This window comes from Pseudomonas sp. GL-B-19 (assembly GCF_019956415.1).
Lineage (GTDB): Bacteria > Pseudomonadota > Gammaproteobacteria > Pseudomonadales > Pseudomonadaceae > Aquipseudomonas.
This window is the reverse complement of record NZ_JAHBDK010000075.1, coordinates 168,235-193,730: the sequence shown is the minus strand read 5'-3', so window position 1 is coordinate 193,730 and position 25,496 is coordinate 168,235. Positions and strand designations below refer to the sequence as shown.

At 58.6% G+C, this 25,496-nt stretch carries 22 protein-coding genes; 10 read left to right on the top strand and 12 right to left on the bottom strand.

Features of this window, described 5'->3' with window-relative positions; all coding sequences use genetic code 11:
• The first annotated feature begins 24 nt into the window (after nucleotides 1-24).
• The gene (locus tag KGB06_RS25915) at nucleotides 25-612 is read left to right on the top strand and encodes a LysE family translocator (RefSeq protein ID WP_223520872.1); all 588 of its coding nucleotides are present in this window, start codon (nucleotides 25-27) and stop codon (nucleotides 610-612) included.
• Between the two features lie 55 nt (nucleotides 613-667).
• Here the strand turns inward: KGB06_RS25915 and KGB06_RS25910 are convergent, their stop codons facing one another.
• From KGB06_RS25910 to KGB06_RS25900, 3 genes are all read right to left on the bottom strand, one after another.
• Complete coding sequence (locus KGB06_RS25910) at nucleotides 668-4,327, bottom strand: Fic family protein (RefSeq protein WP_223520869.1); 3,660 nt, start codon at nucleotides 4,325-4,327, stop codon at nucleotides 668-670.
• Between the two features lie 173 nt (nucleotides 4,328-4,500).
• Nucleotides 4,501-5,334, bottom strand: coding sequence for an AraC family transcriptional regulator (locus KGB06_RS25905; protein ID WP_223520867.1), 834 nt, complete (start codon nucleotides 5,332-5,334; stop codon nucleotides 4,501-4,503).
• Nucleotides 5,335-5,369: 35 nt separating this feature from the next.
• Nucleotides 5,370-5,873, bottom strand: coding sequence for a VOC family protein (locus KGB06_RS25900; protein WP_223520864.1), 504 nt, complete (start codon nucleotides 5,871-5,873; stop codon nucleotides 5,370-5,372).
• A 254-nt stretch (nucleotides 5,874-6,127) separates the two neighbouring features.
• Here KGB06_RS25900 and KGB06_RS25895 point away from each other — a divergent pair, with 254 nt between their 5' ends.
• From KGB06_RS25895 to KGB06_RS25870, 6 genes are all read left to right on the top strand, one after another.
• The gene (locus tag KGB06_RS25895) at nucleotides 6,128-6,376 is read left to right on the top strand and encodes a transmembrane sensor/regulator PpyR (protein WP_223520861.1); all 249 of its coding nucleotides are present in this window, start codon (nucleotides 6,128-6,130) and stop codon (nucleotides 6,374-6,376) included.
• A 1-nt stretch (nucleotide 6,377) separates the two neighbouring features.
• Nucleotides 6,378-7,532 carry an NnrS family protein gene (locus tag KGB06_RS25890; RefSeq protein ID WP_223520859.1) on the top strand — a complete coding sequence of 385 codons (1,155 nt, stop codon included), beginning with the start codon at nucleotides 6,378-6,380 and terminating at the stop codon, nucleotides 7,530-7,532.
• 321 nt (nucleotides 7,533-7,853) lie between these two features.
• On the top strand, nucleotides 7,854-8,309 hold the full coding sequence (locus KGB06_RS25885; RefSeq protein ID WP_223520855.1) for a (2Fe-2S)-binding protein: 456 nt from the start codon (nucleotides 7,854-7,856) through the stop codon (nucleotides 8,307-8,309).
• Between the two features lie 19 nt (nucleotides 8,310-8,328).
• Nucleotides 8,329-10,497 carry a xanthine dehydrogenase family protein molybdopterin-binding subunit gene (locus KGB06_RS25880; RefSeq protein WP_223520852.1) on the top strand — a complete coding sequence of 723 codons (2,169 nt, stop codon included), beginning with the start codon at nucleotides 8,329-8,331 and terminating at the stop codon, nucleotides 10,495-10,497.
• Nucleotide 10,498: 1 nt separating this feature from the next.
• On the top strand, nucleotides 10,499-11,077 hold the full coding sequence (locus tag KGB06_RS25875) for a hypothetical protein (RefSeq protein WP_223520849.1): 579 nt from the start codon (nucleotides 10,499-10,501) through the stop codon (nucleotides 11,075-11,077).
• Between the two features lie 74 nt (nucleotides 11,078-11,151).
• On the top strand, nucleotides 11,152-11,742 hold the full coding sequence (locus tag KGB06_RS25870; protein ID WP_223520847.1) for a GGDEF domain-containing protein: 591 nt from the start codon (nucleotides 11,152-11,154) through the stop codon (nucleotides 11,740-11,742).
• On the opposite strand, the gene KGB06_RS25865 is transcribed toward KGB06_RS25870, so the two are convergent.
• Nucleotides 11,720-12,145 (bottom strand): VOC family protein, encoded by a 426-nt coding sequence (locus KGB06_RS25865; RefSeq protein ID WP_223520845.1) that lies wholly within the window; start codon nucleotides 12,143-12,145, stop codon nucleotides 11,720-11,722. The genes KGB06_RS25870 and KGB06_RS25865 overlap by 23 nt on opposite strands.
• 114 nt (nucleotides 12,146-12,259) lie before the next feature.
• On the opposite strand from KGB06_RS25865, the gene KGB06_RS25860 reads away from it, so the two are divergent.
• Nucleotides 12,260-13,126, top strand: coding sequence for a LysR family transcriptional regulator (locus tag KGB06_RS25860; protein ID WP_223520843.1), 867 nt, complete (start codon nucleotides 12,260-12,262; stop codon nucleotides 13,124-13,126).
• 192 nt (nucleotides 13,127-13,318) lie between these two features.
• Here KGB06_RS25860 and fabI read toward each other — a convergent pair whose 3' ends face one another.
• The 8 genes from fabI to gloB all read right to left on the bottom strand — a co-directional run bounded on the left by fabI (nucleotide 13,319) and on the right by gloB (nucleotide 24,124).
• Nucleotides 13,319-14,113, bottom strand: coding sequence for an enoyl-ACP reductase FabI (gene fabI, locus KGB06_RS25855; protein ID WP_007944572.1), 795 nt, complete (start codon nucleotides 14,111-14,113; stop codon nucleotides 13,319-13,321).
• Between the two features lie 24 nt (nucleotides 14,114-14,137).
• Nucleotides 14,138-15,745 (bottom strand): ABC transporter ATP-binding protein, encoded by a 1,608-nt coding sequence (locus KGB06_RS25850; protein ID WP_223520841.1) that lies wholly within the window; start codon nucleotides 15,743-15,745, stop codon nucleotides 14,138-14,140.
• Nucleotide 15,746: 1 nt separating this feature from the next.
• The gene (locus KGB06_RS25845; protein ID WP_223520840.1) at nucleotides 15,747-16,766 is read right to left on the bottom strand and encodes an ABC transporter permease; all 1,020 of its coding nucleotides are present in this window, start codon (nucleotides 16,764-16,766) and stop codon (nucleotides 15,747-15,749) included.
• 1 nt (nucleotide 16,767) lies between these two features.
• Nucleotides 16,768-17,841: a microcin C ABC transporter permease YejB gene (locus KGB06_RS25840; RefSeq protein ID WP_223520838.1), complete on the bottom strand. Its 1,074-nt coding sequence runs from the start codon at nucleotides 17,839-17,841 to the stop codon at nucleotides 16,768-16,770.
• A 4-nt stretch (nucleotides 17,842-17,845) separates the two neighbouring features.
• Nucleotides 17,846-19,687 carry an extracellular solute-binding protein gene (locus KGB06_RS25835; protein WP_223520836.1) on the bottom strand — a complete coding sequence of 614 codons (1,842 nt, stop codon included), beginning with the start codon at nucleotides 19,685-19,687 and terminating at the stop codon, nucleotides 17,846-17,848.
• Complete coding sequence (locus tag KGB06_RS25830) at nucleotides 19,684-21,516, bottom strand: extracellular solute-binding protein (RefSeq protein WP_223520833.1); 1,833 nt, start codon at nucleotides 21,514-21,516, stop codon at nucleotides 19,684-19,686. The genes KGB06_RS25835 and KGB06_RS25830 overlap by 4 nt, the downstream gene beginning before the upstream one ends.
• Nucleotides 21,517-21,814: 298 nt before the next feature.
• On the bottom strand, nucleotides 21,815-23,257 hold the full coding sequence (locus KGB06_RS25825) for a transglycosylase SLT domain-containing protein (protein ID WP_223520831.1): 1,443 nt from the start codon (nucleotides 23,255-23,257) through the stop codon (nucleotides 21,815-21,817).
• 99 nt (nucleotides 23,258-23,356) lie between these two features.
• Nucleotides 23,357-24,124, bottom strand: a complete 768-nt coding sequence (gloB, locus tag KGB06_RS25820; protein ID WP_223520828.1) for a hydroxyacylglutathione hydrolase — start codon at nucleotides 24,122-24,124, stop codon at nucleotides 23,357-23,359.
• Nucleotides 24,125-24,189: 65 nt separating this feature from the next.
• Here gloB and KGB06_RS25815 point away from each other — a divergent pair, with 65 nt between their 5' ends.
• Together KGB06_RS25815 and rnhA are read left to right on the top strand one after the other, a co-directional pair.
• Nucleotides 24,190-24,948 carry a methyltransferase domain-containing protein gene (locus KGB06_RS25815; protein WP_223520826.1) on the top strand — a complete coding sequence of 253 codons (759 nt, stop codon included), beginning with the start codon at nucleotides 24,190-24,192 and terminating at the stop codon, nucleotides 24,946-24,948.
• 92 nt (nucleotides 24,949-25,040) lie between these two features.
• On the top strand, nucleotides 25,041-25,493 hold the full coding sequence (gene rnhA / locus KGB06_RS25810; protein WP_008028618.1) for a ribonuclease HI: 453 nt from the start codon (nucleotides 25,041-25,043) through the stop codon (nucleotides 25,491-25,493).
• Nucleotides 25,494-25,496 lie beyond the last annotated feature (3 nt).

Genomic DNA, 25,496 nt, shown 5'->3' with positions numbered 1-25,496 from the left:
TCCCTGAATTGAAGAAGGTGTGCGATGAGTCTGATTATCTCCATGGCAACGTTTGCACTGGTGGCGTCCATAACGCCGGGGCCGGTGAATATTGTGGCGTTGAGTTCGGGCGCGCAGTTTGGCTTTCGCGCCAGTCAACGTCACGTTGCAGGGGCAACGCTGGGGTTCGTGTTGTTGCTGGTGCTGATGGGCCTGGGGCTGCATGAAATATTACGGTTGTGGCCAGCGTTGACGCGGGTGGTGCAATGGGCGGGCGTGGCGTTTTTGTTGTTCATGGCCTGGAAACTGGCGGCGGACGATGGTCGTCTCGATGCCAAGGCGTCGGCAAAGGCGCCATCGATGGTGTATGGCGCGGTCATGCAATGGCTCAACCCGAAAGCCTGGCTGGCCTGCGTGGCGGGGATGGGCGCCTTCGTCGCAGACGGCGAGGCGCGGTTGGTGTGGCAGTTTGCAGCGGTGTATCTGGTGATCTGCTATGTGTCCGTCGGCTGTTGGGCGTACGCCGGGACATTTTTGCGTGGCTATCTGGACAACCCGGCGGGCATGCGCCTGTTTAATCGGACCATGGCGTTGCTGTTGGCAGTGTGTGCGGTCGGATTGATGTTTTCCTGAAACCACACCCCTTCAAACGAGGTGTGGAGTCATTAGGAGCGTCGGGTAGCGAACCTCAACTCAAACCGCTCAAGGCGCTTTCGGTCGCGACACTCAGCGGGGTGAATCGACCCTTCCTCAATTCTGCAATCGCGTAGATCGCACGGGCGGTACGGCCATTGCCATCGACAAAGCTGTGGTAGCCAAGGAATGCTCCCAGCATCTGTTTCGCGAAATGCTGGTGATCCGGATCAAGTGTTGCGAGGTGCTTTTCCAACAGCGCCGCACCCGAGACATTTGAAGGATAACGGGCCTCTGCGGTCGGGCTACGGAAACTCCCCGTCACCTCGGGCGCGATACGCCGATGCAATTCGTTATAGACCGAAGGGGAAGTCAGGGGCAGGTTGTTGGCGCTGTATTCTCCAAGCACGTCTCTAATGTTGTCCGCCTGGTTTCGAGAGTTGGAAGCCTTGAGAATCCAGGCGTTGGCACGTTCACTGTCGCCAGTTAAACCACTGGGATTAAAGGTAAGTTCATCAAGGATGCCGTCGAAAGGTGCCTTGCCAAGGTCTTTGGCGATCAAGGCACTCTGATGCAAGCTCATCGCCCTCAGATTTTTGTTTTCTACCTTCAGCAGGCCATGGAAGATTTCCGCCAACGTTGTGTGTTCCTGGAACTGACGCAGGTTGGTCAGGGAAAACTTTTCAGCCTGACGCCGGATCAGCCTGTCGACAACGCCTGGGTCCAGGACTTCTTCGAGCAACCAGGCAGGTTCGGACTTGAGGGCAATGTCGACCAGTGAATGCTCCAGCAGATGTTGAAGCTCTTGTTCTGGAATGTTCTTCAGCAGGTTCGCATCAGGTGCGCGTAGATGCTTGAGCACCTGGTCGGCGGTTTCGATGCCATCAGCCTTGAAAATCGTGCGTGCATGACTGACAGCGTCCAGCGACATACGGATCTTCGTTGCCGCGCCCGTATGGTCGACGGCGCTGAGCAGATCATAGGTGTTCGCGCCGGTCAAATAGCGCAATTGCTGCCTTGCCAGATGCGGGGCAGACAGAGCATGCGCTCCGAGTTTTTTCACGCCTCTACCCAGTAATTTGCCGCCCCCCTGGAGCAATGGCGGCAGGCCGTCCAGTGGGTTGAACAGGCTGAGGATTGTCCGGCTGAGCACTTTGGAAGCAGACAATAGCCGGGTAGCCACGGTTGCAGTTTTGGCGGTGGTGGCGGCAATTTTTCCCGGCACGGCTGCAAACGACATAGCGACCAGTGCCGCGTCCATGACGCACCCGGAGATTGCGCTCTTCTGCCTGGATGGAACACCCGAGGACAGCTCCTCGATGCACTCCTTGAAGGGAATGATCAGGTTGAGAATGGAATTGAAGACCGCATCGGTCTTTTCTATGGCCCGCTCTCGTACCGTTTGATCGAAACCCAATTGCTTCAGCTCATCTTCGGTGAAATATGGGTTTTCTTCAGCCATTAGCTGGCCGATGGCCTTTTGGCGCGGCGACCGCAAATAAGCGGGGGGAGATGCCGGCTCTGCTTCATTCAGTGGCGCCTTGAGTTCACCGATCTTTCGGATAAACACTTTGGAATGGGCATTGTCCCGTGGTTCAAGGTTTTGAAGATAGGCGTCTACGTCGACCGGTATGTTCTCGATAACTTTGTGGTGAGCAACGTCTGGCTCAAAGTCATTCAGATTCCGACCCAACAGCGGACGGAACAGGGGTTCAAGTTGTTGATTGGGATTGCATTCCAGTCTTAATGGAAAAACTTCATAACACCGAACGTTATCGCGCCATTTGGCACACAGGATGACACCAAAACGCCCCGTCGTTCCCGGGGCAACAACAGGATCAGTCACAATGCCTGGTCGTGCAGCTGAAAAGGTGGTTTTTGTATATTGTCGAATGCAATAAATATCAAGAGCGCCGTACTCTACGTAGTCGGCGTCTTCGGGTTTTAATTGCGACAGTGCAATGACTATGTTGCTGGTCAGTGCCTCGGTTGTTTCTCTGTAATATTTGTCTATAGCTTCTTCGTATATATCGGCAATCGGAAACAGGCTGCTCAGTTGAGGGAATGAGTGGTAAATGCTGTTTCCCCCGGGGCGGTCCCAATCCTCGGTGTGAAGTTCATCCCCCAAGTACAGATCGATAACCGATACCTTCCTTCCTGCGCCACCCCCCGTGCCGCGATGTTTAACCAGGAGCTCCTCAGGGTCACAGTCAGGTATCTCTGCTTTCAGTGCTTTTAGAGCCAGCGGCTTGCGATGGGGTAATGGGTTGCCAAGTTTGCTCGCGGCATCCGTTATCAAATCGACGTACTGGTTGTATTTACTAAACGCGAGGGTAACGGCTTCCTGGCTCAGTTTGCCCCCGACGTCCCGGGTGATCAGGTTGTTCATCACTGCCCAGGTCATCACCGGGTCAGCCGAGGTTGCAGCAAACATTGCCTCCAGTTGAGGGGAGAGCTTCGACAGCCGACTGAAACCGAGCAAGTGCTGATAGCCCATGCTTCGAGAAATACCAGGGGCGACAGCTTCTGCAAAGTGCACGGATTGGGTGAAGACGACCCAGCCAGGGGTACCGATCCGCAATTTCTCCGGCAGATCCAGGGCCAGATACTCCGGCGCCATCCCCCCCAGAATCAACTCGGCCACCAGCGGTGCGATCAGGGTGTCGAGCCTGAGCGTATCGACCAGATGCAGTTCCAGTTGCCGGCGCACCTGCGCTGGCCGGCTCAACAAGTAACGCTTGGAGTACAAGTCAAAGCCTGCAAACGTGGTGTTGGCAATGTCGGCGTCAGGGTCAAGGTCAAGCAGCATCACTGCAATCATTAGTTGCTCTATGAACTGCTCTGTCGGCTTGGGATCTTTGTCTTCGGCGAACCAGCCGAGAGCGTCGATATACGCTTGCCCATTGGCCGAAGACACTACCGCGCTGTCGATCAGACGGCTCAGTCGGGCAGGTACCCGGTCTGGAGAACCGCTTTCGAGTACCACCGATCGAGCGTACAGCGCAGCCAACGAGATCAAGCCTTCAGTTTCTTCTTCTGTGACTCGACGAATGATTGCGCGGTTTTCTTCCGTCAGCTTGAACGGTGAGTCCTCGGGGCAATCCAGCAACTGCCAGTAGTTCTCATACGGTGAGTTTTCGGGAAGGGTGGCGAAATGGAGTAAATCAATGAGTTCATTGGCACCTTCTTCAGTGGTGGGAAGTGGCAATTCGTGGAAGCGCAACCACTGACCGACTGTAATCTGTTTGCTTGACGTAACCATCCCGCCGGTCATCTTTGCGATGCTGGCCAACAGGCTAAGGCTTTCATCGAAATCCGCGACACCGGAGAAATGCTGGGTGATGTCTACACCCGCGGAAAAGTAAGGGACGGTGACGTGAGTGTCCTCACTTTGGTGGCTGCTGAGATTTTCGTAGGCGTAATAAATACGAGCATTTTCATCGACGTAAAAGGCCACTGGTTGTGGGAGAGATTGTTCGGATCGAATCCTGACAAAGTCTGGATGCCGGATAAGTCTCACCAGACTAAAAGCCCCCGGACGATGCAGATCATCAAAATCGGTGTCTTCTACCCGGGAAGTTGCCAGGCGGTCCCATTCCCACTCAATGGTTTCTTTTACTCCTTGATCGCCGATAAAGTTGGAAATGGCTTCGGTGATCAATTGTTTTTGATGTTGGTTTTTAGATTGAAAGAGGGTGTTGTTTAAATCACTCAAGTTGGAAGCTCCGTCTTCTGGTTTCGGTGTGGGGCGAGCTTAAGTGAATGCGTGGAGAAGTGTCGTCGCACTTATATGACGGCGTGTTTCATTCTTCAGAAATAGTTGGAGAGATTGGTTGGTGTATATGTAACGAATGTTTAATCATGCAAGGCTGGGCCCAGGTTAAAACATTAACCGCGATACTGCCCCGGTGTCGCCGCCAGATGCTGTTTAAACGCCCGTTGAAAATGCGCCTGATCAGCAAACCCTGCTTCCAGCGCTACATCGGCAATCAACTTGCCACTGCGCAATTGATCGCGGGCGAACTGGATACGTCGGTTGACCAGAAACGCATGGGGCGTCATGCCGTAATGCTGTTTGAAGGCGCGAATCAGGTACGACGGCGACAGTTGAGCCGCCTCGCAAATGTCCTCAAGCTTGAGCAGCTGCGTGCAGTTGTCGCGGATGTAGTCAGCAGCGCGTTCCAGCTTGAAATTGGGTTCGCGCAGCGGTTGGTCAACGGGGTTGAGCCGCTGTTGTACATCAGTGAAAAACTCCACCGCCACGCTGTGTTTGCACAGCACGTCCTGCAGGGGATCGACCAGTATTTCGTACAGACCTTTCAGGCCGGTAAACAGCTGGATATCGCGGGTATGGGTGGTGGAAAAGCGTCGAAACGCCGAGTCCTGGCTGAAGCCAAGCTGATGCTGCAAGTCGGTCAGCCAGGGTGTCTCGACGTACAGCATCAGGTACGACCATGGCTGGTCGTCGATCGGATTGCAGGCATGAACGTCGTCCGGATTCATCAGCACCACGGTGCCGGTACTGACCTGAAACGCGGCTTGCTCATGCAGGTAGGTGCTGCACCCGGCAGTGATCGCACCGATGGAAAAGTGCTCGTGGGCGTGCCGGGTGTAGCAGACGTCACGACCGTCGGCGATGGAGCGGGCTTCGATGAAGGGCAGGGCGTCATCACGCCAGAAGCGCGGGGCCTTGTCAGCGTTTTTGGCAGCGGCGTGCTTCATCGTCAGCGTCCTCGGCAGGTCAGCCCTGGAGTGTATTAGCTCTCGCCGTCAAAGGCTCGTTGCAAGGCTGCGATGTCGAGCTTTTTCATCTGCATCATGGCTTGCATGGCGCGCTGGGACTTGGTCGTGTTCGGGTCTTTCAACATCTCCATGAACGGGATCGGGACGATTTGCCAAGACAGCCCGTATTTGTCCTTGAGCCAGCCACACTGCTGGGCCTGCGGCTCGCCACCGGCGGAAAGCGTGCCCCAGTAATGGTCGATTTCTTCCTGTGTCTGGCAGTTGACCTGAAAGGAAACCGCTTCATTGAACTTGAAATGGGGGCCGCCATTGAGGCCGGTAAAAGGTTGCCCATCGAGCTCAAAGCTGACTGTCAGCACCAGGCCTTCAGGCATGCCGTGAACCTCCTGGCCAGCCTTGCCGTAATGAGTGGTGCCGGTGATTTTTGAATGATCGAAAATCGAACAGTAATACTTCGCCGCCTCTTCGGCCTGAGTGTTGAACCAAAGGCAGGGAGTCAGTTTTTGCACGCGTTGCATGGTGGTGCTCCTCTACGGGTTACTCATGCTGGACTATCAGCGTAGTCAGCCTGTCGACGATCAGTTGGACCGTAGATCGATAACTTGATGGAAATAGAAGTCAAAGTGACTAGATGTAAGGTCATATAGACTATTTTTCGGTGTGGTCGATATGACTTCATATTTCTCAAGATATTGATTTAAAAGGGTTAAATTCCTGGCACGAGACTTGATACTCAAAACGTACAACTGACCCGCTTCAGGAGTACGGCAAAATGTTCGATTTTTTCGATAACCCTCTGACCGTTCTGAACCTGTCGAGCAAAGTGCTCGGCGCTGGCCTGACCATGCTGTTGGCCGGTATCTATGGCGCCTACCTGTACGGCGGTCATTTGCCGATCGTGGTGTTGGTGTCGATGCATGCCATGACCATCATCGGGCCGACCTTAATCAAGATTGGCTACGTCATGCGCCTGCTGGCTCAGTATCGGTTGGGTAAAGGCCTGACCCATGCGGTGGCTTGAGATGAGAAAAATCGCCGCTGCCCCGGTATTCAGCCTCGGATTTCGACCGTTCTTTTTCGCCGGCGCCGTGTTTGCGGCCGTCGCTGTGGCGATCTGGGCACTTTGGCTGTATGGCCGCTTGCCCGGTGCGCAACCGATGGGCGGTATGTTGAGCTGGCATCGGCACGAGATGCCGTTCGGGTTTGCCACGGCCATCATCGCCGGGTTTCTGTTGACGGCGGTGCCTAACTGGACCGGGCGTCCCGGCTTGAGCGGCTGGCCGTTGATCGGGCTGGTGCTGGTGTGGTTGCTGGCGCGATTGGCGTGGTTGCTGCCGATCCCGGCGCCCCTGTTGATTGCTTTGCAGACACCTTTTCTACCGTTGTTGGCCTGGATGTTGGGGCGGGATTTGGTTGCGGCCGGCAAGCGCGAGAACTACCCGATTTTATTGGTGGTGGCCCTGATAGCCGGCTGCCAGGCGTTGACGCTATGGGGGATCGCTACCGATGACGTCGTGCTGCAGCGACGTGGTGTGCTGGCGGCCTTGTGGTTGGTGGCGGCGTTGATGACAGTGATTGGCGGGCGGGTCATTCCGTTTTTCATTCAGCGCGGCTTGAACCGTCCCGCCACGCCTGCGGCGCATCCGCTGCCCACTAAAATCCTGCTGGTGAGTTCGTTGTTGGCGGCGGTGTCCTTCGCCAGTGGTTTGAACGATATCCCGAGGGTGTGGTTGGCAGCGTTGTTTCTGCTGATGGGCACTTTGCATCTGCTGCGTTTGTGGCGCTGGCATGATCGAGGCATTTGGCGGGTGCCACTGCTGTGGTCGCTGTACCTGGCGTATGCCTGGCTGCTGATGGCCGCGCTGGCGATGGCGCTGTGGCATGCGGGGCTGATGTCACAACAAAGTCTGGCCACCCATGCGCTGGCCGTGGGCGGCATCGGCGGGTTGATCCTGGCGATGATTGCCCGCGTCAGCCTTGGCCACACCGGGCGACTGTTGCAGCCGTCGAAAACCGTGGTGCTGGGCTTTGCCTTGCTGATCGTCGCTGGCGTCTGCCGGGTGTTGCTGGTTCCGTTTTCCGGGGTAGGGCTGGGACTCTCGGCGCTGCTGTGGTGCGCGGCGTTTGGCCTGTTCCTGACGCGATACACGGCAATCTTGTTCACGCCAAGGGTCTAGTGCCCCAAGCCACCCCGTAGCAGCTGCCGAGCAGCGCGAGGCTGCGTCCGGCGACGAAGTCGCCGTAAAATCAGACACTGCGGTGTGACAGAAAAACCGCATTCGCAGGGTGTACGACGACTTTGTCGCCGGACGCAGCCTCGCGCTGCTCGGCAACTGCTACAAGCCATCAGATTGGTCTTGAAGGGGTGACCGGTGGTCGATGAACCGGTCTCGCCCGACATTTTGCGCTTAGCTGAAGGGAGAACCCCAAGGCGCGCACAGGCAGTTGATTGTCACAGCGACGCCCTTCAGAACACCGTGAGTCTGAGGACAATCACAATGCTGACCCTCAACATCAATGGCAAGGATCAGGAGCTCGATGTCCCGGCGGACATGCCGCTGCTCTGGGTGCTACGCGATGTTGTGCACCTCACCGGCACCAAATTCGGCTGCGGCATGGCCCAGTGCGGCGCCTGCACCGTGCACGTCGACGGTGCGCCGTTACGTTCCTGCATTACGCCCGCTACAGCCGTGTCCCACGGACAGAAAATCCTCACCATCGAAGGCCTGTCCACTGACGGCTCGCACCCGGTGCAACAAGCCTGGGCCGAACTCGATGTGGTGCAGTGCGGTTACTGCCAGTCCGGGCAAATCATGTCCGCCGCCGCGTTGCTGGCGAAGATTCCCCAACCCACCGACAGCGACATCGATCAGGCGCTCTCCGGCAACATCTGCCGCTGCGGCACCTACCCAAGGATTCGCGCAGCGGTCAAACGTGCCGCCGGGATGGGTTGACGTTGAGGGGGCTGAAACCATGAACAGCATCCACCCGTTGTCGCGCCGTAGTTTTCTCAAGGGCAGCGCCCTGTTGGGCAGTGGTCTGGTGGTGGCGTTTGTCATCCCCGGTGCCCATCGCTTTGCCTTGGGCGCGGAGAATCAAGGCAACATTTTTGCGCCCAATGCCTTCCTGCGGATTGGCAACGACAACAGCGTCACCGTACTGCTCGGCCATTCGGAAATGGGCCAGGGCATCTGGACCGGCCTGACTATGTTGATCGCCGAAGAACTGGACGCTGACTGGTCGAAAATCCGTGTCGAACACTCACCGGCCTCGGCCGCTGAGTACGGGATGCCTGGTTTTGGCGGCATGCAGATCACCGGGGGCTCGACCTCGACCTGGATGGAGTTCGACCGCTACCGCCAGGCCGGGGCGGCAGCACGCCTGATGTTGATCGAAGCGGCAGCCAAGCGGTTTGATGTTGCACCTTCGCAGATCCGCACCGAATCTGGCGTGGTCATCGCGGGCGACCAGCGCGCCACTTATGGCGAGCTGGCGGATGACGCCGGCCAGCTGCCGGTGCCGGATCCGGCCTCGATCAAGTTCAAGGAGGCCAAGGACTGGAAGATCATCGGCAAACCCACCAAACGCCTAGACACGCCGGAGAAAATTACGGGCCAGGCCAAGTTCGGTATGGACGTGCAGTTCGACGGTTTGATGACCGCCATGGTTGCCCGGCCGCCCGTTTTCGGTGGTAGCGTCAAATCCTTCGAAGGCGCCGAAGCGCTGGCGGTGCCGGGCGTGCATAAAGTGGTGCAAGTGCCGACGGGCGTTGCGGTGATTGCCGATCATTTCTGGGCGGCAAAGCTGGGGCGCGATGCGCTGAAAGTCGACTGGGACCTTGGGCCGAACACCGGCCTGGACAGCCAGAAACTGCTGGAGAGTTTCCGCAAACTCGCCGCCACGCCAGGTATTTCGGCCAGCAAGGCGGGTGATGCAACTGCCGCAATGAGCAAAGCGGCGAAGAAGCTCGACGTCGAATACAGCGTGCCGTACCTGGCCCATGCGCCGATGGAACCGCTCAATTGCACGGTGAAAATCAGTAAGGACAAATGCGAGATCTGGACCGGCACCCAGTTTCAGACGCTGGATCAAATGATCGCCGGAAAAATTACCGGGCTCAAACCCGAACAGGTGGAGATTCATACCGAGTTTCTCGGCGGTGGTTTTGGTCGCCGGGCCAATCCGACTTCCGATTTTGTCGCTGAAGCGGTGCAGGTCGCCAAGGCGGCGGGCGCTCCGGTGAAAACCGTGTGGTCCCGTGAGGACGACATTCGCGGCGGTTACTACCGTTCGATGTTCCTGCACCAGGCGAACATCGGGCTGGATGCCGACGGTTTACCGGTGGCCTGGAAGCATGTGCTGGTCGGGCAGTCGATTATGGCCGACACGATGCTGGAGGCGAGCATGGTCAAGGGTGGCGTCGACAAGACCTCGGTCGAAGGCGTCGCCGATAGCCCATACATCGAAGACCTGGCCAATCACCAGGTGGAACTGCACTCACCGAAAACCGGCATCGCCGTGTTGTGGCTGCGCTCGGTCGGGCACACTCACACGGCGTTCGTCATGGAGTCGTTGATCGATGAAATGGCCGAGGCGGCCGGCAAGGATCCGGTGGAATACCGACGAATCTTGCTCAAAAACCACCCGCGCCACTTGGGCGTGCTCAATCTGGCGGTCGAGAAAGCCAACTGGGGCGCACCATTGCCCGACGGTCACGCATTGGGCGTAGCGGTACACGAGTCGTTCGGTAGCTTTGTGGCGCAGGTCGCTGAAGTGTCCCAGGACAATCTGAAAATCCGCGTGCACCGGGTGGTGTGCGCCGTGGATTGCGGAATTGCGGTCAACCCGCAGAGCATCGCCGCGCAGATGGAATCGTGCATCACCTTCGGCCTCAGCTTCGCTTTGCACAGCAAACTGACCTTAAGGGGCGGGCAGGTGGTGCAGTCCAATTTCCACGATTATAAGGTGCTGCGGCTGAACGAAATGCCGGTGGTCGAGGTGCATATCCTGCCGAGCAGCGACAAGCCCGGAGGCATCGGCGAGACCGGTGTTCCGCCTACAGCGCCGGCGGTCGCCAACGCCGTGTTCGCCTTGACCGGGCAGCGCTTGCGTGAGCTACCGCTGCAACTGTCGGGGGTGTGACATGAAACGACATCTGATACTGGGCGCGGTGCTGTTGATCGGCTTGGCGTGCTATGCCGAGTACCTGATTGCGGACGACAAGGAAGCCATCAAGGCATTCGATACGGTGCAGAAAGTCTTTCAAAGTCCGCGTTGTCAGAACTGCCATATTCCGGATGATTCGCCGTTGCAGTTCGACGCCGGGATTCCCCACGCCATGAACGTGGTACGCGGGATGGACGGCAAGGGCGCGGCCGGTTTGCCGTGCGTAACGTGTCACGCCGAGTCCAACCCGCCGGCCAGCTACGGGCCGCATACGCCACCGGGGGCACCGCACTGGAGCCTGCCGCCCGCGTCGCACAAAATGGCCTGGATCGGTCTGCCAGCCGACAAGTTATGCGCGATGATCAAAGACCGCTCCAGCAATGGCGACCGTGATTTCGCCGCACTGATCAAGCATGTGAGCGACGACAAGTTGGTGCTGTGGGGCTGGAACCCCGGCGAGGGCAGGGCGCCGGTGCCGGTGCCTCACGACGTCTTCGTCACGCAGTTCAAGCTGTGGGCGCAGGCGGGAGGGCCGTGTCCGCTGGTGGGCGGTTGACCGGCGGTCCGTTAACACTGAGTCAATGCGGGTATGACCGACTCTAAAGACCATACCTGCGAATGGAGTGAGCCATGCTAATCCCAGGCAAACCGGTCAAACCAGGTGCTGGTGCCAGTCCTTTACGTTCCCCGCAAGAAGAGCGTGAATGGCTGCGTGACTTGGCGCGCAAGGCCGAGCAAGAACTGTCCGGCGTACAGATGGCGAGCATGGACGAGTTGACCCTGCTCCCCAACCGCCACGGGTTCACCACGCTGGCCGAACAAGGCGTGGACGCCTGTCAGCGACTGGAGAAACCAGCTACGTTGTTGCTGTTCAACCTTGATGACTTCAAGCGCACGCACTACCTGTATGGTCGGGCCGCGAGCGACAAAGCGCTGAAAGTCTTCGCTGACGTACTGCGCATCGCCTTTCGCGAAAACGATGTCATCGGTCGACTGGGCAACGATAAGTTTGTCGCGTTGCTCACGGGTTCAGGCGCGGTCGAACTCGCCGCGATCAAGGCCCGACTCGAAGAAATACTCGCCGAGCGCAATGCCGCGGCCCATCGCGCCAACGACCTGCGTTTCAGCCTCGGCCAGATCGAATACGACCCTCTGCTTCACGGCTCAATCGAAGGGCTGTTGGCCGAGGCGGACGCGTTCACTTGGCAAACAGCTGACTGATGTCCTTGAACGCCTTGAACTCCAGCGCATTGCCGCAAGGGTCGAAGAGGAACATCGTTGCTTGCTCGCCCACCAGGCCCTGAAAGCGAATACCCGGTTCGATCACGAACGAGGTGCCCAGCGCGGTCAGACGCTGAGCCAGCGCCTCCCACTCACTCATGCTCAAGACCACGCCGAAATGCGGAACAGGCACGTTATGGCCGTCTACGGCATTGGTGTGCGCGGCTTCCTGGGAGGCACTTTTCTGTGCCAGGTGAATCACCAGTTGATGGCCGAAAAAGTTGAAATCAACCCAGTGGTCGCTGGAGCGACCTTCTTCCAGACCGAACACCTCGCCATAAAAATTCCGTGCGGCGGTCAGGTCATACACTGGAATCGCCAAGTGAAAAGGGGACAGTTGCATAGGGCGAGCCTCGGATGGTGGTAGGTGTGAGGCTGAGTTTAGCGCTGTGCTTTTTGATTGAAAGACGATAGTTTTTGCATCGAGCTCAAATTATTTCGATCAATCGAGAGTGCGATGCTGCGGGAACTGAAAACCTTCATCGCCGTCACGCGTTACGGCACCTTCGCTGCCGCCGGCATGCACATCGGCCTGACGCAGTCGGCGGTCAGCGCGCAGATGCGCAATCTGGAACAGGCGCTGGGCATCCGTCTGTTCGACCGCACCGGGCGTCAGGCGATTCTTAACGCCGCAGGCCAGCGGGCTTTGCCGATGGCCAAAGAGATGCTGGACACCTTCAGCCGCATGGCGATCAGTGATGACGTCAGTGAATACAGAGGTGAGTTGAAGATTGGTGCAGTGGCCACGGCTCAGACCGGGTTGCTGCCCCAGGCGTTGTTGCGGTTGAGGCAGCAGGCACCGTTGCTGGAGCCGAAACTGGTGCCGGGTGTGTCGCTGAATCTATTGAGCCAGGTGGACACCGGTGAGGTGGACTTGGCGATTCTGATCAAGCCGCCGTTTGAACTGCCCAAGGAGTTATCGGCGCAGGTCATTCGCCGTGAGCCGTTCGTACTGATCGTGCCGATGGACCTTGAGGGCGATGAGCCGTTACCGATACTCGCCGACCATCCGCAGGTGCGCTACGACCGCAATTCGTTCGGCGGACGTCTGGTGACGCGGTTTTTACGTGAACAGCAGATTGACGTGCAGGTGGCGCTGGAATTGGATGAGCTGGAAGCCATTGTGAAAATGGTCGAATGCGGTTTGGGCGTGTCGCTGCTGCCCGAGGCAGGGCTGTGGCTGGAGTATGGGGCGAAGGTCAGGATCATCCCGTTGGGCGAGCTAACGTTTTACCGGGAGATCGTACTGTTGCAGCGCTATAGCCAGCGCACACAGCCGATTCAGCAGCTGTTCGCCCAATGCCTCACACACTTCGAAGGCTAAACACAAATCCCCTGTAGGAGCGGCGGTGCGGCGATCCGACTTGCCCGCGAATGCGGTGTATCAGTCAACATCCATTTTGAATGTTAGTCCGCCTTCGCGGGCAAGCCCGCTCCTACATTGATCCTGTCCAACCTGAAACAACGGGCACAAAAAAACCGCCTGAACAGGCGGTTTTTTTGGGCTAGCTGAAGATTACTCTTCCAGGCTACCCATCGCAGTGGTGTTGAAACCACCGTCTACGTACATGATTTCGCCGCTGATGCCGGACGCCAGGTCCGAGCACAGGAAGGCGCCGGCGTTGCCGACTTCGTCGATGGTGACGTTGCGACGCAGCGGGGTTTGCGCTTCGTTGGCGGCCAGCATCTTGCGGAAGTTCTTGATGCCGGAAGCGGCGAGGGTGCGGATCGGACCAGCCGATACGCAGTTGACGCGGGTGCCGTCCGGGCCCAGGGAGCCGGCCAGGTAACGCACGCCAGCTTCCAGCGAAGCCTTGGCCATGCCCATCACGTTGTAGTTCGGCATGGTGCGCTCGGCGCCCAGGTACGACAGGGTCAGCAGGCTGCCGTTGCGGCCTTTCATCATTTCGCGACCGGCTTTGGCCAAGGCCACGAAGCTGTAGGCGCTGATGTCATGAGCGATGCGGAAACCTTCACGGGTGGTGGCTTCGGTGAAGTCGCCGTCCAGTTGGTCGCCCGGGGCGAAGCCGACGGAGTGCACGATGCAATCCAGGCCGTCCCACTTCTTGCTCAGCTCAACGAAGACCTTGGCGATTTCTTCATCGCTGGCCACGTCGCACGGGAAGCACAGTTCAGGGCTCGAACCCCAGCTCTGTGCGAACTCTTCGACTCGACCCTTGAGTTTGTCGTTCTGATAAGTGAAGGCAAGCTCAGCGCCCTCGCGATGCATGGCGGCAGCGATGCCGGATGCGATGGACAGCTTGCTGGCGACACCGACGATCAGTACGCGCTTACCGGCGAGAAAACCCATGTGTTGCTCCTCTCTTTCAGGTTATTACGCAGTGGCTGGTGCCAGGAAAGCGGCTTCCAGCAACTGCTGTGTATACGGATGTTTGGGGGCGGCAAAGATACTTTGCGCGTCTCCCTGTTCGACCACTTGGCCTTGCTTGACCACCATCAGCTGGTGGCTCAGCGCTTTGACGACAGCCAGGTCATGGCTGATAAACAAATACGTCAGGTTGTACTTGGTTTGCAGTGACCGCAGCAGCTCCACCACTTGGCGTTGTACGGTGCGGTCGAGGGCCGAGGTCGGCTCGTCCAGCAAAATCAACGCCGGTTTTAGCACTAATGCCCGGGCAATGGCGATTCTCTGCCGTTGCCCGCCGGAAAATTCGTGGGGGTAGCGGTGCCGGGTTTCCGGGTCCAGACCTACCTCCTTGAGTGCCGCAATAATCGCTTGTTCCTGTTCCGCCTCGGTGCCCATCTTGTGGATCCGCAGGCCTTCGCCGACGATCTGGCTCACGCACATCCGTGGGCTCAGGCTACCGAACGGGTCCTGAAACACCACCTGCATCTCGCGGCGCAACGGTCGAACTTCGTTCTGCGTCAGGCAGTCTAGCTGCTTGCCTTCAAAACGGATCGCGCCCTTGCTGCCGATCAGCCGCAAAATTGCCAGGCCGAGCGTCGATTTGCCGGAACCGCTTTCACCCACAATCCCCAGGGTCTGCCCCTGGGGCAGGCTGAAATTGATCCCGTCCACCGCTTTGATGTGGTCAACAGTCTTTTTCAGCAGGCCTTTCTTGATCGGGAACCAGACTTTCAGGTCCTCGACTTGCAGCAATGGCGGCCCGATTACATTGGTCGCCGGCGTGCCGCTGGGCTCCGCTGCCAGCAGTAACCGAGTGTACGGATGCTGCGGCGCGCGGAACAACTCTTCGCACGATGCCTGTTCGACGATGCAACCGCGCTGCATGACACATACGCGATGCGCAATTCTTCGCACAAGGTTCAAATCGTGGCTGATCAGCAGCAGCGCCATGCCCAGGCGGGCCTGTAACTCCTTGAGCAATTCGAGGATTTTCAGCTGAACGGTCACGTCCAGCGCCGTGGTCGGCTCGTCCGCGATCAGCAATTCCGGCTCATTGGCCAGGGCCATGGCGATCATGACTCGCTGACGCTGGCCGCCGGATAATTCGTGGGGCAGGGCTTTCAGGCGTTTTTCCGGCTCGGGAATCCCAACCATCTCCAGCAGCTCCAGTGTGCGTTTGGTCGCCACTTTGCCAGTCAGGCCTTTGTGGATGCCCAGCACCTCGTTGATCTGCTTTTCGATGGAGTGCAGCGGGTTGAGCGAGGTCATCGGCTCCTGGAAGATCATCGCGATCCGGTTGCCGCGGATGTGGCGGATCGTCTTCTCTTTCAGGTCCAACAGGTTGTGCCCGGCGTACTTGATGGTGCCGGACGGATGCCGGGCGATCGGGTAGGGCAGCAGTCGCAGGATCGAGTGGGCGGTAACCGACTTGCCCGAGCCGCTTTCACCGACCAACGCCAGGGTTTCGCCGCGCCGGATATCAAAGCTCACGCCCTCGACCACCCGTTGCACGCGCTCGCCAACGCCAAACTCGACGGACAGGTCGCGCACTTCGATCAGATTGTCCTGATTCATTTCACTTCCTCGGGTCGAAGGCATCGCGAGCGGACTCGCCGATAAACACCAGCAAACTCAACATTATCGCCAGCACCGCAAACGCGCTGATGCCGAGCCATGGGGCTTGCAGGTTGGACTTGCCCTGGGCCACCAACTCACCCAGTGACGGCGCGCCGGGTGGCAAGCCGAAACCGAGGAAATCCAGTGCGGTCAAGGTGCCTATAGCGCCGGTCAGGATGAACGGCATGAACGTCATGGTCGAGACCATGGCGTTGGGCAGGATGTGGCGGAACATGATTGCACCGTTCTGCATCCCCAGCGCCCGCGCCGCACGCACGTATTCAAGGTTGCGCCCGCGCAGGAACTCGGCGCGCACCACGTCCACCAGGCTCATCCACGAAAACAGCAGCATGATCCCCAGCAACCACCAGAAATTCGGCTGTACGAAGCTGGCCAGGATGATCAGCAGGTACAGCATCGGCAAGCCGGACCAGATTTCCAGAAAACGTTGCCCGGCCAGGTCCACCCAGCCGCCATAGAAACCCTGCAAGGCCCCGGCAATCACGCCGATGATCGAACTGAGAATGGTCAGGGTGAGGGCGAACAACACCGAAATCCGGAAGCCGTAAATCACCCGCGCCAGCACGTCGCGCCCCTGATCATCGGTGCCGAGCAGGTTTTCCATCGACGGTGGCGCCGGGGCCGGGACTTTCAGGTCGTAGTTGATGCTTTGATAGCTGTAGGGAATCGGCGCCCACAGCACCCAGGCGTCTTTGGCCTTGAGCAGTTCGCGGATGTACGGGCTCTTGTAATTGGCTTCCAGCGGGAATTCGCCGCCGAAAGTGGTTTCCGGGTAGCGCTTGAGCGCAGGGAAGTACCAGCTGTTGTCGTAATGCACCACCAGCGGTTTGTCGTTGGCGATCAGCTCGGCGCCAAGGCTCAGGCCGAACAACAGCAGAAACAGCCACAGCGACCACCAGCCACGCCTGTTGGCCTTGAACAGTTCGAAACGGCGTCGATTGAGCGGGGACAGGTTCATCTCAATGCTCCCGGCTTTCGAAGTCGATGCGCGGATCGACAAAGGTGTAGGTGAGGTCGCCGATCAGTTTCACCACCAGGCCCATCAAGGTGAAGATAAACAGCGTGCCAAACACCACCGGGTAATCGCGGTTGATCGCGGCTTCAAAGCTCATCAAGCCGAGGCCGTCGAGGGAGAAAATCACTTCCACCAGCAACGATCCGGTAAAGAAGATCCCGATGAGCGCTGACGGAAACCCGGCGATCACCAGCAACATGGCGTTGCGGAACACGTGGCCGTAAAGCACACGATGACGGGTCAGGCCCTTGGCCTTGGCGGTGACCACGTACTGTTTGTTGATTTCATCGAGGAAGCTGTTTTTGGTCAGCAGGGTCATGGTCGCGAAGTTGCCGATCACCAGCGCCGTCACCGGCAAGGCCAGGTGCCAGAAGTAATCGAGGATTTTGCCGCCCATGCTCAACTCATCGAAATTGTTCGATGTCAGCCCGCGCAACGGGAACCAGTCAAAATAGCTGCCGCCGGCGAACACCACGATCAGCAGGATCGCAAACAGGAACGCCGGGATCGCGTAGCCGACGATGATCGCCGAGCTGGTCCAGACATCGAAGTGGCTGCCGTGTCGCGTGGCCTTGGCGATCCCCAGCGGGATCGACACCAGGTACATGATCAGCGTGCTCCACAACCCGAGGGAGATCGACACCGGCATCTTTTCCTTGATCAGGTCGATGACCTTGGCATCGCGAAAGAAGCTGTCGCCGAAATCCAGAGACGCATAGTTCTTCACCATGATCCACAAGCGTTCCGGTGCCGACTTGTCGAAGCCGTACATGCGCTCGATTTCCTTGACCAGCGCCGGGTCCAGGCCTTGGGCGCCGCGATAGGCGGAGCCGGCCACCGACACTTCGGCACCACCACCGGCGATGCGGCTGGTGGCGCCTTCGAAGCCTTCGAGCTTGGCGATCATCTGCTCTACCGGGCCGCCGGGAGCGGCCTGGATGATCACGAAGTTGATCAGCAAAATGCCGAACAAGGTCGGAATGATCAGCAGCAGTCGCCGAAAAATATACGCCAGCATCTGATTACTCCGTGGCCGCAGGGGAGGCTTGCAGTATGGTTTCGACTTCTATCGCAGGTTTCGCGTCTGGCTTGATCCACCACGTGTTTGTGCCGATGTCGTACAGGGGTGAGGTTTTAGGATGGCCGATGTGGTTCCAGTACGCCACGCGCCAGGTCTTGATGTGCCAGTTGGGGATCACGTAATAACCCCATTGCAGCACGCGGTCCAGTGCCCGGGCATGCGCCACCAGGCTTTTGCGCGAATCGGCGTTGATCAGTTGCTCGACCAGTTGGTCCACCACCGGGTCTTTCAGGCCCATGGAATTGCGGCTGCCGGGTTTGTCGGCGGCGGCCGACATCCAGAATTCGCGCTGTTCGTTGCCAGGAGAACTGGACTGCGGAAAGCTGCCGACGATCATGTCGAAGTCCCGTGAGCGCACGCGGTTGATGTACTGCGAGACGTCGACCCGGCGGATCACCAAGTCGATCCCCAGGTCGCTGAGGTTGCGCTTGAACGGCAGGAGTACCCGCTCGAATTCGGTCTGCGCCAACAGAAACTCGATGGTCACCGGTTTGCCGGTGGCATCGACCATTTTGTCATCGACGATCCGCCAGCCGGCCTCTTGCAGCAATTGATAGGCTTTGCGCTGATGGTCGCGAATCATGCCGCTGGCGTCGGTCACCGGGTTCTGGAACGCCTCGCTGAACACTTGCTCAGGGATCTTGCCGCGGAACGGATCGAGGATCGCCAGTTGATCGGCATCCGGCAGGTCGGTGGCGGCCATTTCCGAATTCTCGAAATAGCTGCGGGTGCGCGCGTAGGCGCTGTTGAACAATTGCTTGTTGGTCCATTCAAAGTCCAGCAGCAACGCCAGGGCCTCACGCACGCGCACGTCCTGGAACAACGGGCGGCGCAGGTTGAACACAAAACCCTGCATGCCGGTGGTGTTGCCGTTGGGGATCTGTTCCTTGATCAAGCGGCCTTCGGTGACGGCCGGGACGTTGTAAGCATTTGCCCAGTTCTTCGCGGTCATCTCCAGCCAGTAATCGAACTGCCCGGCCTTGAACGCTTCGAGCGCCACGGTGTTGTCGCGGTAGTAATCGGTGGTCATCACGTCGAAGTTGTAGAACCCACGATTGACCGGCAAGTCCTTGCCCCAGTAATCCTTGACCCGCTCATAGCGAATCGAACGCCCGGCCTTCACTTGACTGACTTTGTACGGGCCACTGCCCAGCGGTATCTCAAGGTTGCCCTTGTTGAAATCGCGGTCGGCCCACCAATGCTTGGGCAACACCGGCAACTGGCCGAGGATCAGCGGCAACTCACGGTTATTGGTGTGCTTGAACTTGAACAGCACGGTCAGCGGGTCTTCGGCGACCGCTTCCTCGACGTCGTTGTAGTAACCCCGATAGAGCGGCGCGCCGTCCTTGGTCAGCATCTGGAAGCTGAACACCACGTCTTCGGCGCGGATCGGATGGCCATCGTGGAAACGCGCTTCAGGGCGCAGGTAGAAACGCACCCAGCTGTTGTCCGGGGCTTTCTCTATCTGGCCGGCCACCAGGCCATATTCGGTGAACGGCTCGTCCAGCCCTTGTCTGGCGAGGGTGTCGTAGATTATGCCGATGTCGTCGGCCGGAACGCCCTTGCTGATAAACGGATTGAGGCTGTCGAAGCCGCCGAAACCGGCCTGACGAAAGATCCCGCCCTTGGGCGCATCCGGGTTCACATAGTCGAAATGTTTAAAGTCAGCGGGGTACTTTGGCGGTTCGTTGTAGAGGGTCACGGCGTGTTGCGGGGCGGCACAGGCCAGCCCGGCGAACAGCAAACCGCTGGCCTGCAACAGCAGGGCGCGTACGGGTTTCATCGATCTTTCTCCGAAGACTTCAGCCACCATGCGCTCAGGCCCAGGGTGTAGGGCGGCGTGGTGACAAAGGCTAACCGGTTACGGTAAGCCAGGCGGTGATAATTGAGGTACCAGTTGGGAATGCTGTAGTGCTGCCACAGCAACACGCGGTCGAGGGCTTTGCCGGCGGCGACTTGTTCGTCGCGGCTCTGGGCGGCGAGCAGTTGTTCGAGTAAATGGTCGACCACCGGGTTGGCGATACCGGCGTAGTTTTTACTGCCCTTGATCCCGACCTGGCTGGAATGAAAATACTGCCACTGCTCCAGGCCCGGGCTGAGGGTCTGGTTGAGCGTCATCAAAATCATGTCGAAGTCGAACTGATCCAGGCGCTGTTTGTACTGGGCGCGGTCGACGGTGCGCAGGCGCGCGTCGATACCAATGCTGGCGAGGTTCTCGACGTAGGGCTGGAGGATGCGTTCCAGGTTCGGGTTGACCAGCAGGATCTCGAGTTGCAGCGGTTGACCGGCGGCGTTCTGCACACGCTGGCCATTGAGCTTCCAGCCGGCCTCGGCAAGCAGTCCAAGGGCTTTTCGCAGGGTTTCCCTTGGAATGCCGCGGCCGTCGGTTTGCGGCAGGCTGAACGGCTCGGTGAAGAGTTTGGCGGGCAACTGTTCGCGATACGGCTTGAGCATCAGCCATTCATGACCGACCGGCAGGCCGGTGGCAGAGAATTCGCTGTTGGGGTAGTAACTCAGGGTGCGCTTGTAGGCGTCGCTGAACAGCGTGCGGTTGGTCCACTCGAAGTCGAACATCAGCCCCAGCGCTTCGCGGACCTTGGTCTCGGCGAAGGTCGGGCGCCGGGTGTTCATGAACAGGCCCTGGCTCTGGGTCGGAATCTGATGCGGGATCTGCGCTTTGATCACGTCGCCGCGACGGACCGCCGGGAAGTTGTAGCCGTTGTCCCAGTTCTTGGCCTGGTGCTCGATGTAAACGTCGAACTCGCCGGCCTTGAACGCCTCGAAGGCGACATCGCTGTCACGGTAAAACTCGACCTCCATGCGATCAACGTTGTACTTGCCGCGATTGACCGGCAGATCCTTGCCCCAGTAGTCCTTGACCCGCTCAAAAACAATCTGCCGCCCAGGCGTCACTGAGGTGATGCGATACGGCCCGCTGCCCAAGGGTGGCTCGAAGGTGGTCGCCTTGAAATCGCGGCCTTTCCAGTACTGCGCAGACATGACCGGCAATTCGCCCAAGCGCAGGATCAACAACGGGTTACCGGTGCGCTTGAAGACGAATCGAACTCGGTGCGGGTTGAGAATATCGACCCGCGCTACTTCCTGAAGATTGGTCCGGTACTGTGGATGACCTTCCTTGAGCAACAGACGGTAGGAGAACGCGACGTCCTTCGCAGTAATCGGCGAACCATCGTGGAACCGCGCTTCGGGGCGCAGGTTGAACACCACCCAACTGCGGTCCTCGCTGTATTCCACCGACTGGGCGATCAGGCCATAACTGGAGGTCGGCTCGTCGCCGGACGGCGCGTACTGGCCGGTGCCGACCATCAGCGGCTCATTCAGCTCATTGATCCCGTATTGCAGGAAATTCGGCGTCGAGACCGGGCTTGAGCCCTTGAAGGTATAAGGATTGAGCGTATCGAAGGTGCCAAACGCCATCACCCGCAAGGTGCCGCCCTTGGGCGCTTGCGGGTTGACCCAGTCAAAGTGGGTAAATCGGGCCGGGTACTTGAGCGTGCCGAACTGCGCATAACCGTGGCTTTCGCTGATCGTCGCGCTTGCGGGAGAGCTCAAGGCCAGGCTGATCAGGAGCAGAAGGAGGGGACGCTTCAAGTCAGAGATCCGATCCAGGCGGCTTGGGCTTTATGGTCCGTACAGTAACAGCTTGTATCGACAGGAAAAAGACAGGGGGTTAATGCACTGTTAATTGAGCTTGCGCGGCCCTTGTAGCAGCTGGCGAAGCCTGCGTTCGGCTGCGAAGCAGTCGCGTAATCAGGCAATGCGGTGTTTCAGGAAGACCGCAAACTCAGGTTTTACGACTGCTTCGCAGCCGAACGCAGGCTTCGCCAGCTGCTACAGGGGTTTTGGCAAGCTTCAGGCGAAAAAAAACCCCTGACATCAGGGGTTCTTTTTAGTGTGGCGAAGATACCGTCAGCACTTGCCCAGGCTTCAACGCCTTGCCGACACGCGGGTTCCAGCGTTTGAGATGCTGCATCTCGACATTGAAGCGCTTGGCGACGATGTACAACGAATCGCCTTGCTGAACCTTGTATTGGGTCTGTGGCTTCTTTTGGTCGGCTTTGCTGTTGGCGGCCACGACCGTGTTGACACGACCACTACCGCGCTTGGTGGTGTCATGGATCACCAGCTTCTGACCCGACTTGAGGTTCTTGCCGGTCAGCTTGTTCCAGCGCTGCAGGTCTTTGACGTCGACGCCATTGGCCTTGGCGATGGTGCCGAGGCTGTCGCCGCGTTTGACCCGGTAAGTGCGCTTGACGCTGGCGATTTGAGAGCCGTCTGCGCCTTCGAAGACTGGTTTGAGTGGCTTCTTGCTGATCAACTCTTCCGGACGCATGGTCGACAGGCTAGTGGTCAACAACTGCGCCTTGGACGTGGGCACCAGCAGATGCTGGGGGCCGTCAAGGGTGGTGCGCTGTTTGAACGCCGGGTTGAGCTGGAACAGTTCGTCTTCGTCGATGTTGGCCACCGCGGCAACTGTGGACAGGTCCATGCGCTGGTTGATTTCGACGACCTTGAAATACGGCTCGTTGGCGATCGGGTTGAGGTTCACGCCGTAGGCTTCGGGTGCCATTACCACTTGCGACAAGGCCAGCAGCTTGGGCACGTAGGCCTGGGTTTCCGACGGCAGTGGCAGGTTCCAGTAGTCGGTCGGCAGGCCGAGCCTTTCGTTACGCTCGATAGCGCGGCTGACCGTGCCTTCGCCGGCGTTGTAGGCGGCAAGGGCGAGCATCCAGTCACCGTTGAACATGTCGTGCAGGCGGGTCAGGTAATCCAGGGCTGCGGTGGTCGATGCAGTAATGTCGCGTCGGCCATCATAGGCACTGGTCTGGCGCAGGTTGTAGTAACGGCCGGTGGAAGGGATGAATTGCCAAAGACCCACCGCGTTGGCCCGGGAATAAGCCATCGGGTTGTAGGAGCTTTCAATCACTGGCAGCAACGCCAGTTCCAGCGGCATGTTGCGTTCTTCAAGGCGTTCGATGATGTAGTGAATGTACAGGCTACCGCGCTCGCCGGCGTTTTCGAGGAAGGACGGGTTACTGGCGAACCACAGTCGCTGTTGCTCGATGCGCGGGTTGACGCCCAGGCCGTCCTGTAACTGGAAGCCCAGGCGCATGCGCTCCCAGACGTCCTGTGCGGCAAGAGGGCTTGGCTTTTCACTGAGCCAAATGGGCTTCTGTTTGGCGCGGGCGGCGATATTCGGGGTATGTGTCGCGTCGGTCTGCGGCACATGGCTGGAACAACCCGCCAGAGTGGCGGACACAGCCACCGCTATGGCTTGAGCCAAGCGGGTCAATGCGTCTGAATTGATGACTTTACTAATAGATGACGACATTGGCTGGAAGTAAGTTCCGGGCAAAAATGTCGGTCGATTCTAGAAAGCGTCCCCCCTGCGGTCAACCATTCAGTATTTTCATTACAAAACGAAGACGGCTTAGAACGTATCTTTCCAAGCCCTTAAAGCAGAAAAAACCTTACTCGGTGCCCGGTTATCGGGGCCAATCCGTTCGTCCACTTTTTCTTTAACAGATGTTTCAGAAGCGCGTAAAAACGGGTTGGTGAGCTTTTCCAGGGCCAGCGTCGACGGCAAGGTCATGATCCCGGCTTCACGTTGCTGGGTTACTTTGGCCAGGCGAGCGGCGATTTCCGGATTGTCAGGCTCCACTGCGGCAGCAAATTTCAGGTTGCTCAGGGTGTATTCGTGGGTGCAATACACCAGCGTATCTTCCGGCAATGCGGCCAGGCGTGTCAGCGAGGTGTGCATTTGTTCGGGCGTGCCTTCGAACAACCGTCCGCAACCAGCGGCAAACAGGGTGTCACCGCAGAACAACAGGCCATGATGGTAATAGGCAATGTGCCCCAGGGTGTGACCGGGGACGGCGAAAACATCGAAGTCCCAGTCCAGCACGCTGACACGGTCGTTGTCCTTGAGCGCCACGTCCCGGCCCGGGATGGTTTCGCTGGCGGGGCCATAGACCTTCGCGTTAGTCGCTTTTTTCAGCCGCTCGACGCCGCCGACGTGGTCATGATGGTGGTGAGTGATCAGAATATCGCTCAATGCCCAACCCGGATGCGCTGCAAGCCAGGCCTGCACGGGGGCGGCATCACCCGGATCGACCACGGCGCAACGCTGGGTGCGGTGGTCTTGTAACAACCAGATGTAGTTGTCGGTGAAGGCGGGCAGGGCACTGATCTGTATCATCGTCGGATTCGCCAAGCGGAAAACAATGGTGCATCTTAGAACTTCCTGGCGCGTTGGAGAATGCAATGACCGATAAAGCGTTCGCTCAGGCTGACCCCGAGTGGCTGACATTGATCAGCGCGGCCCGTGAATGGCTGTCCGGCCCTATCGGGCAATTTTTGCTGGATGAAGAACGCCGCATGCTCGAAGACGAGTTGGGGCGCTTCTTCGGCGGTTATCTGGTGCATTACGGTCCGTCGGCCCAGACGCCGCCGTCGGCGCCCCAAGTGCAGCGCAATGTACGGCTCGGTGCGCCGTTGCCCGGTGTCGAAATCGTTTGTGAAGAACAGGCCTGGCCGTTGAGCGAGCACGCCGCAGACGTTGTGGTGTTGCAGCATGGGCTGGATTTCTGTCTGTCGCCCCATGGTTTGCTGCGCGAAGCGGCGAGTAGCGTGCGGCCCGGCGGGCATTTGCTGATCATCGGCATCAATCCGTGGAGCACTTGGGGCTTGCGCCATGTGTTCACCCATGACGCCATGCGCAAGGCGCGTTGCATTTCGCCGTCGCGCGTCGCCGACTGGCTGAACCTGCTGGGTTTCGCGCTGGAGAAACGCCGCTTCGGGTGCTATCGTCCGCCGCTTGCTTCACCCGCCTGGCAGGCCCGTCTGGCCGGTTGGGAGCGCAAGGCCGGCGACTGGCAACTGTCGGGCGGCGGTTTCTATTTATTGGTGGCACGCAAGATCGTGGTGGGCCTGCGTCCGCTACGTCAGGAACGGCGCGAACCGATGGGCAAGCTGATTCCCTTGCCGATGGCCAAGGTCAATCGTCGCCGCATCGATCCGTAATACCTTTTTAATATTCCCGGTCGGGTCAGTCCCGGCCTCGGGCATCGTCGATCTCTGATCGTCGAGCCACCGCATTTTCTGGATAGATTGGCATGAGCGATAGCGTAGAACTCTTCACCGACGGCGCCTGCAAAGGCAACCCTGGCCCTGGCGGCTGGGGCGCACTGCTGGTGTGCAAAGGCGTTGAAAAGGAATTGTGGGGCGGCGAAGCCAACACCACCAACAACCGCATGGAGCTGATGGGCGCTATTCGTGGCCTCGAAGAGCTCAAGCGCTCGTGCGACGTGCTGCTGGTGACCGACTCCCAGTACGTGATGAAAGGCATCAACGAATGGATGGACAACTGGAAGAAGCGCGGCTGGAAAACGGCGGCGAAAGAGCCGGTTAAAAATGCCGACTTGTGGAAGTTGCTGGATGAGCAGGTCAATCGCCACAACGTCACCTGGAAATGGGTGCGGGGGCACATCGGTCACCACGGTAACGAACGGGCAGACCAGTTGGCCAACCGGGGTGTGGATGAAGTGCGCGGGTATAAGCAGGCTTGATTT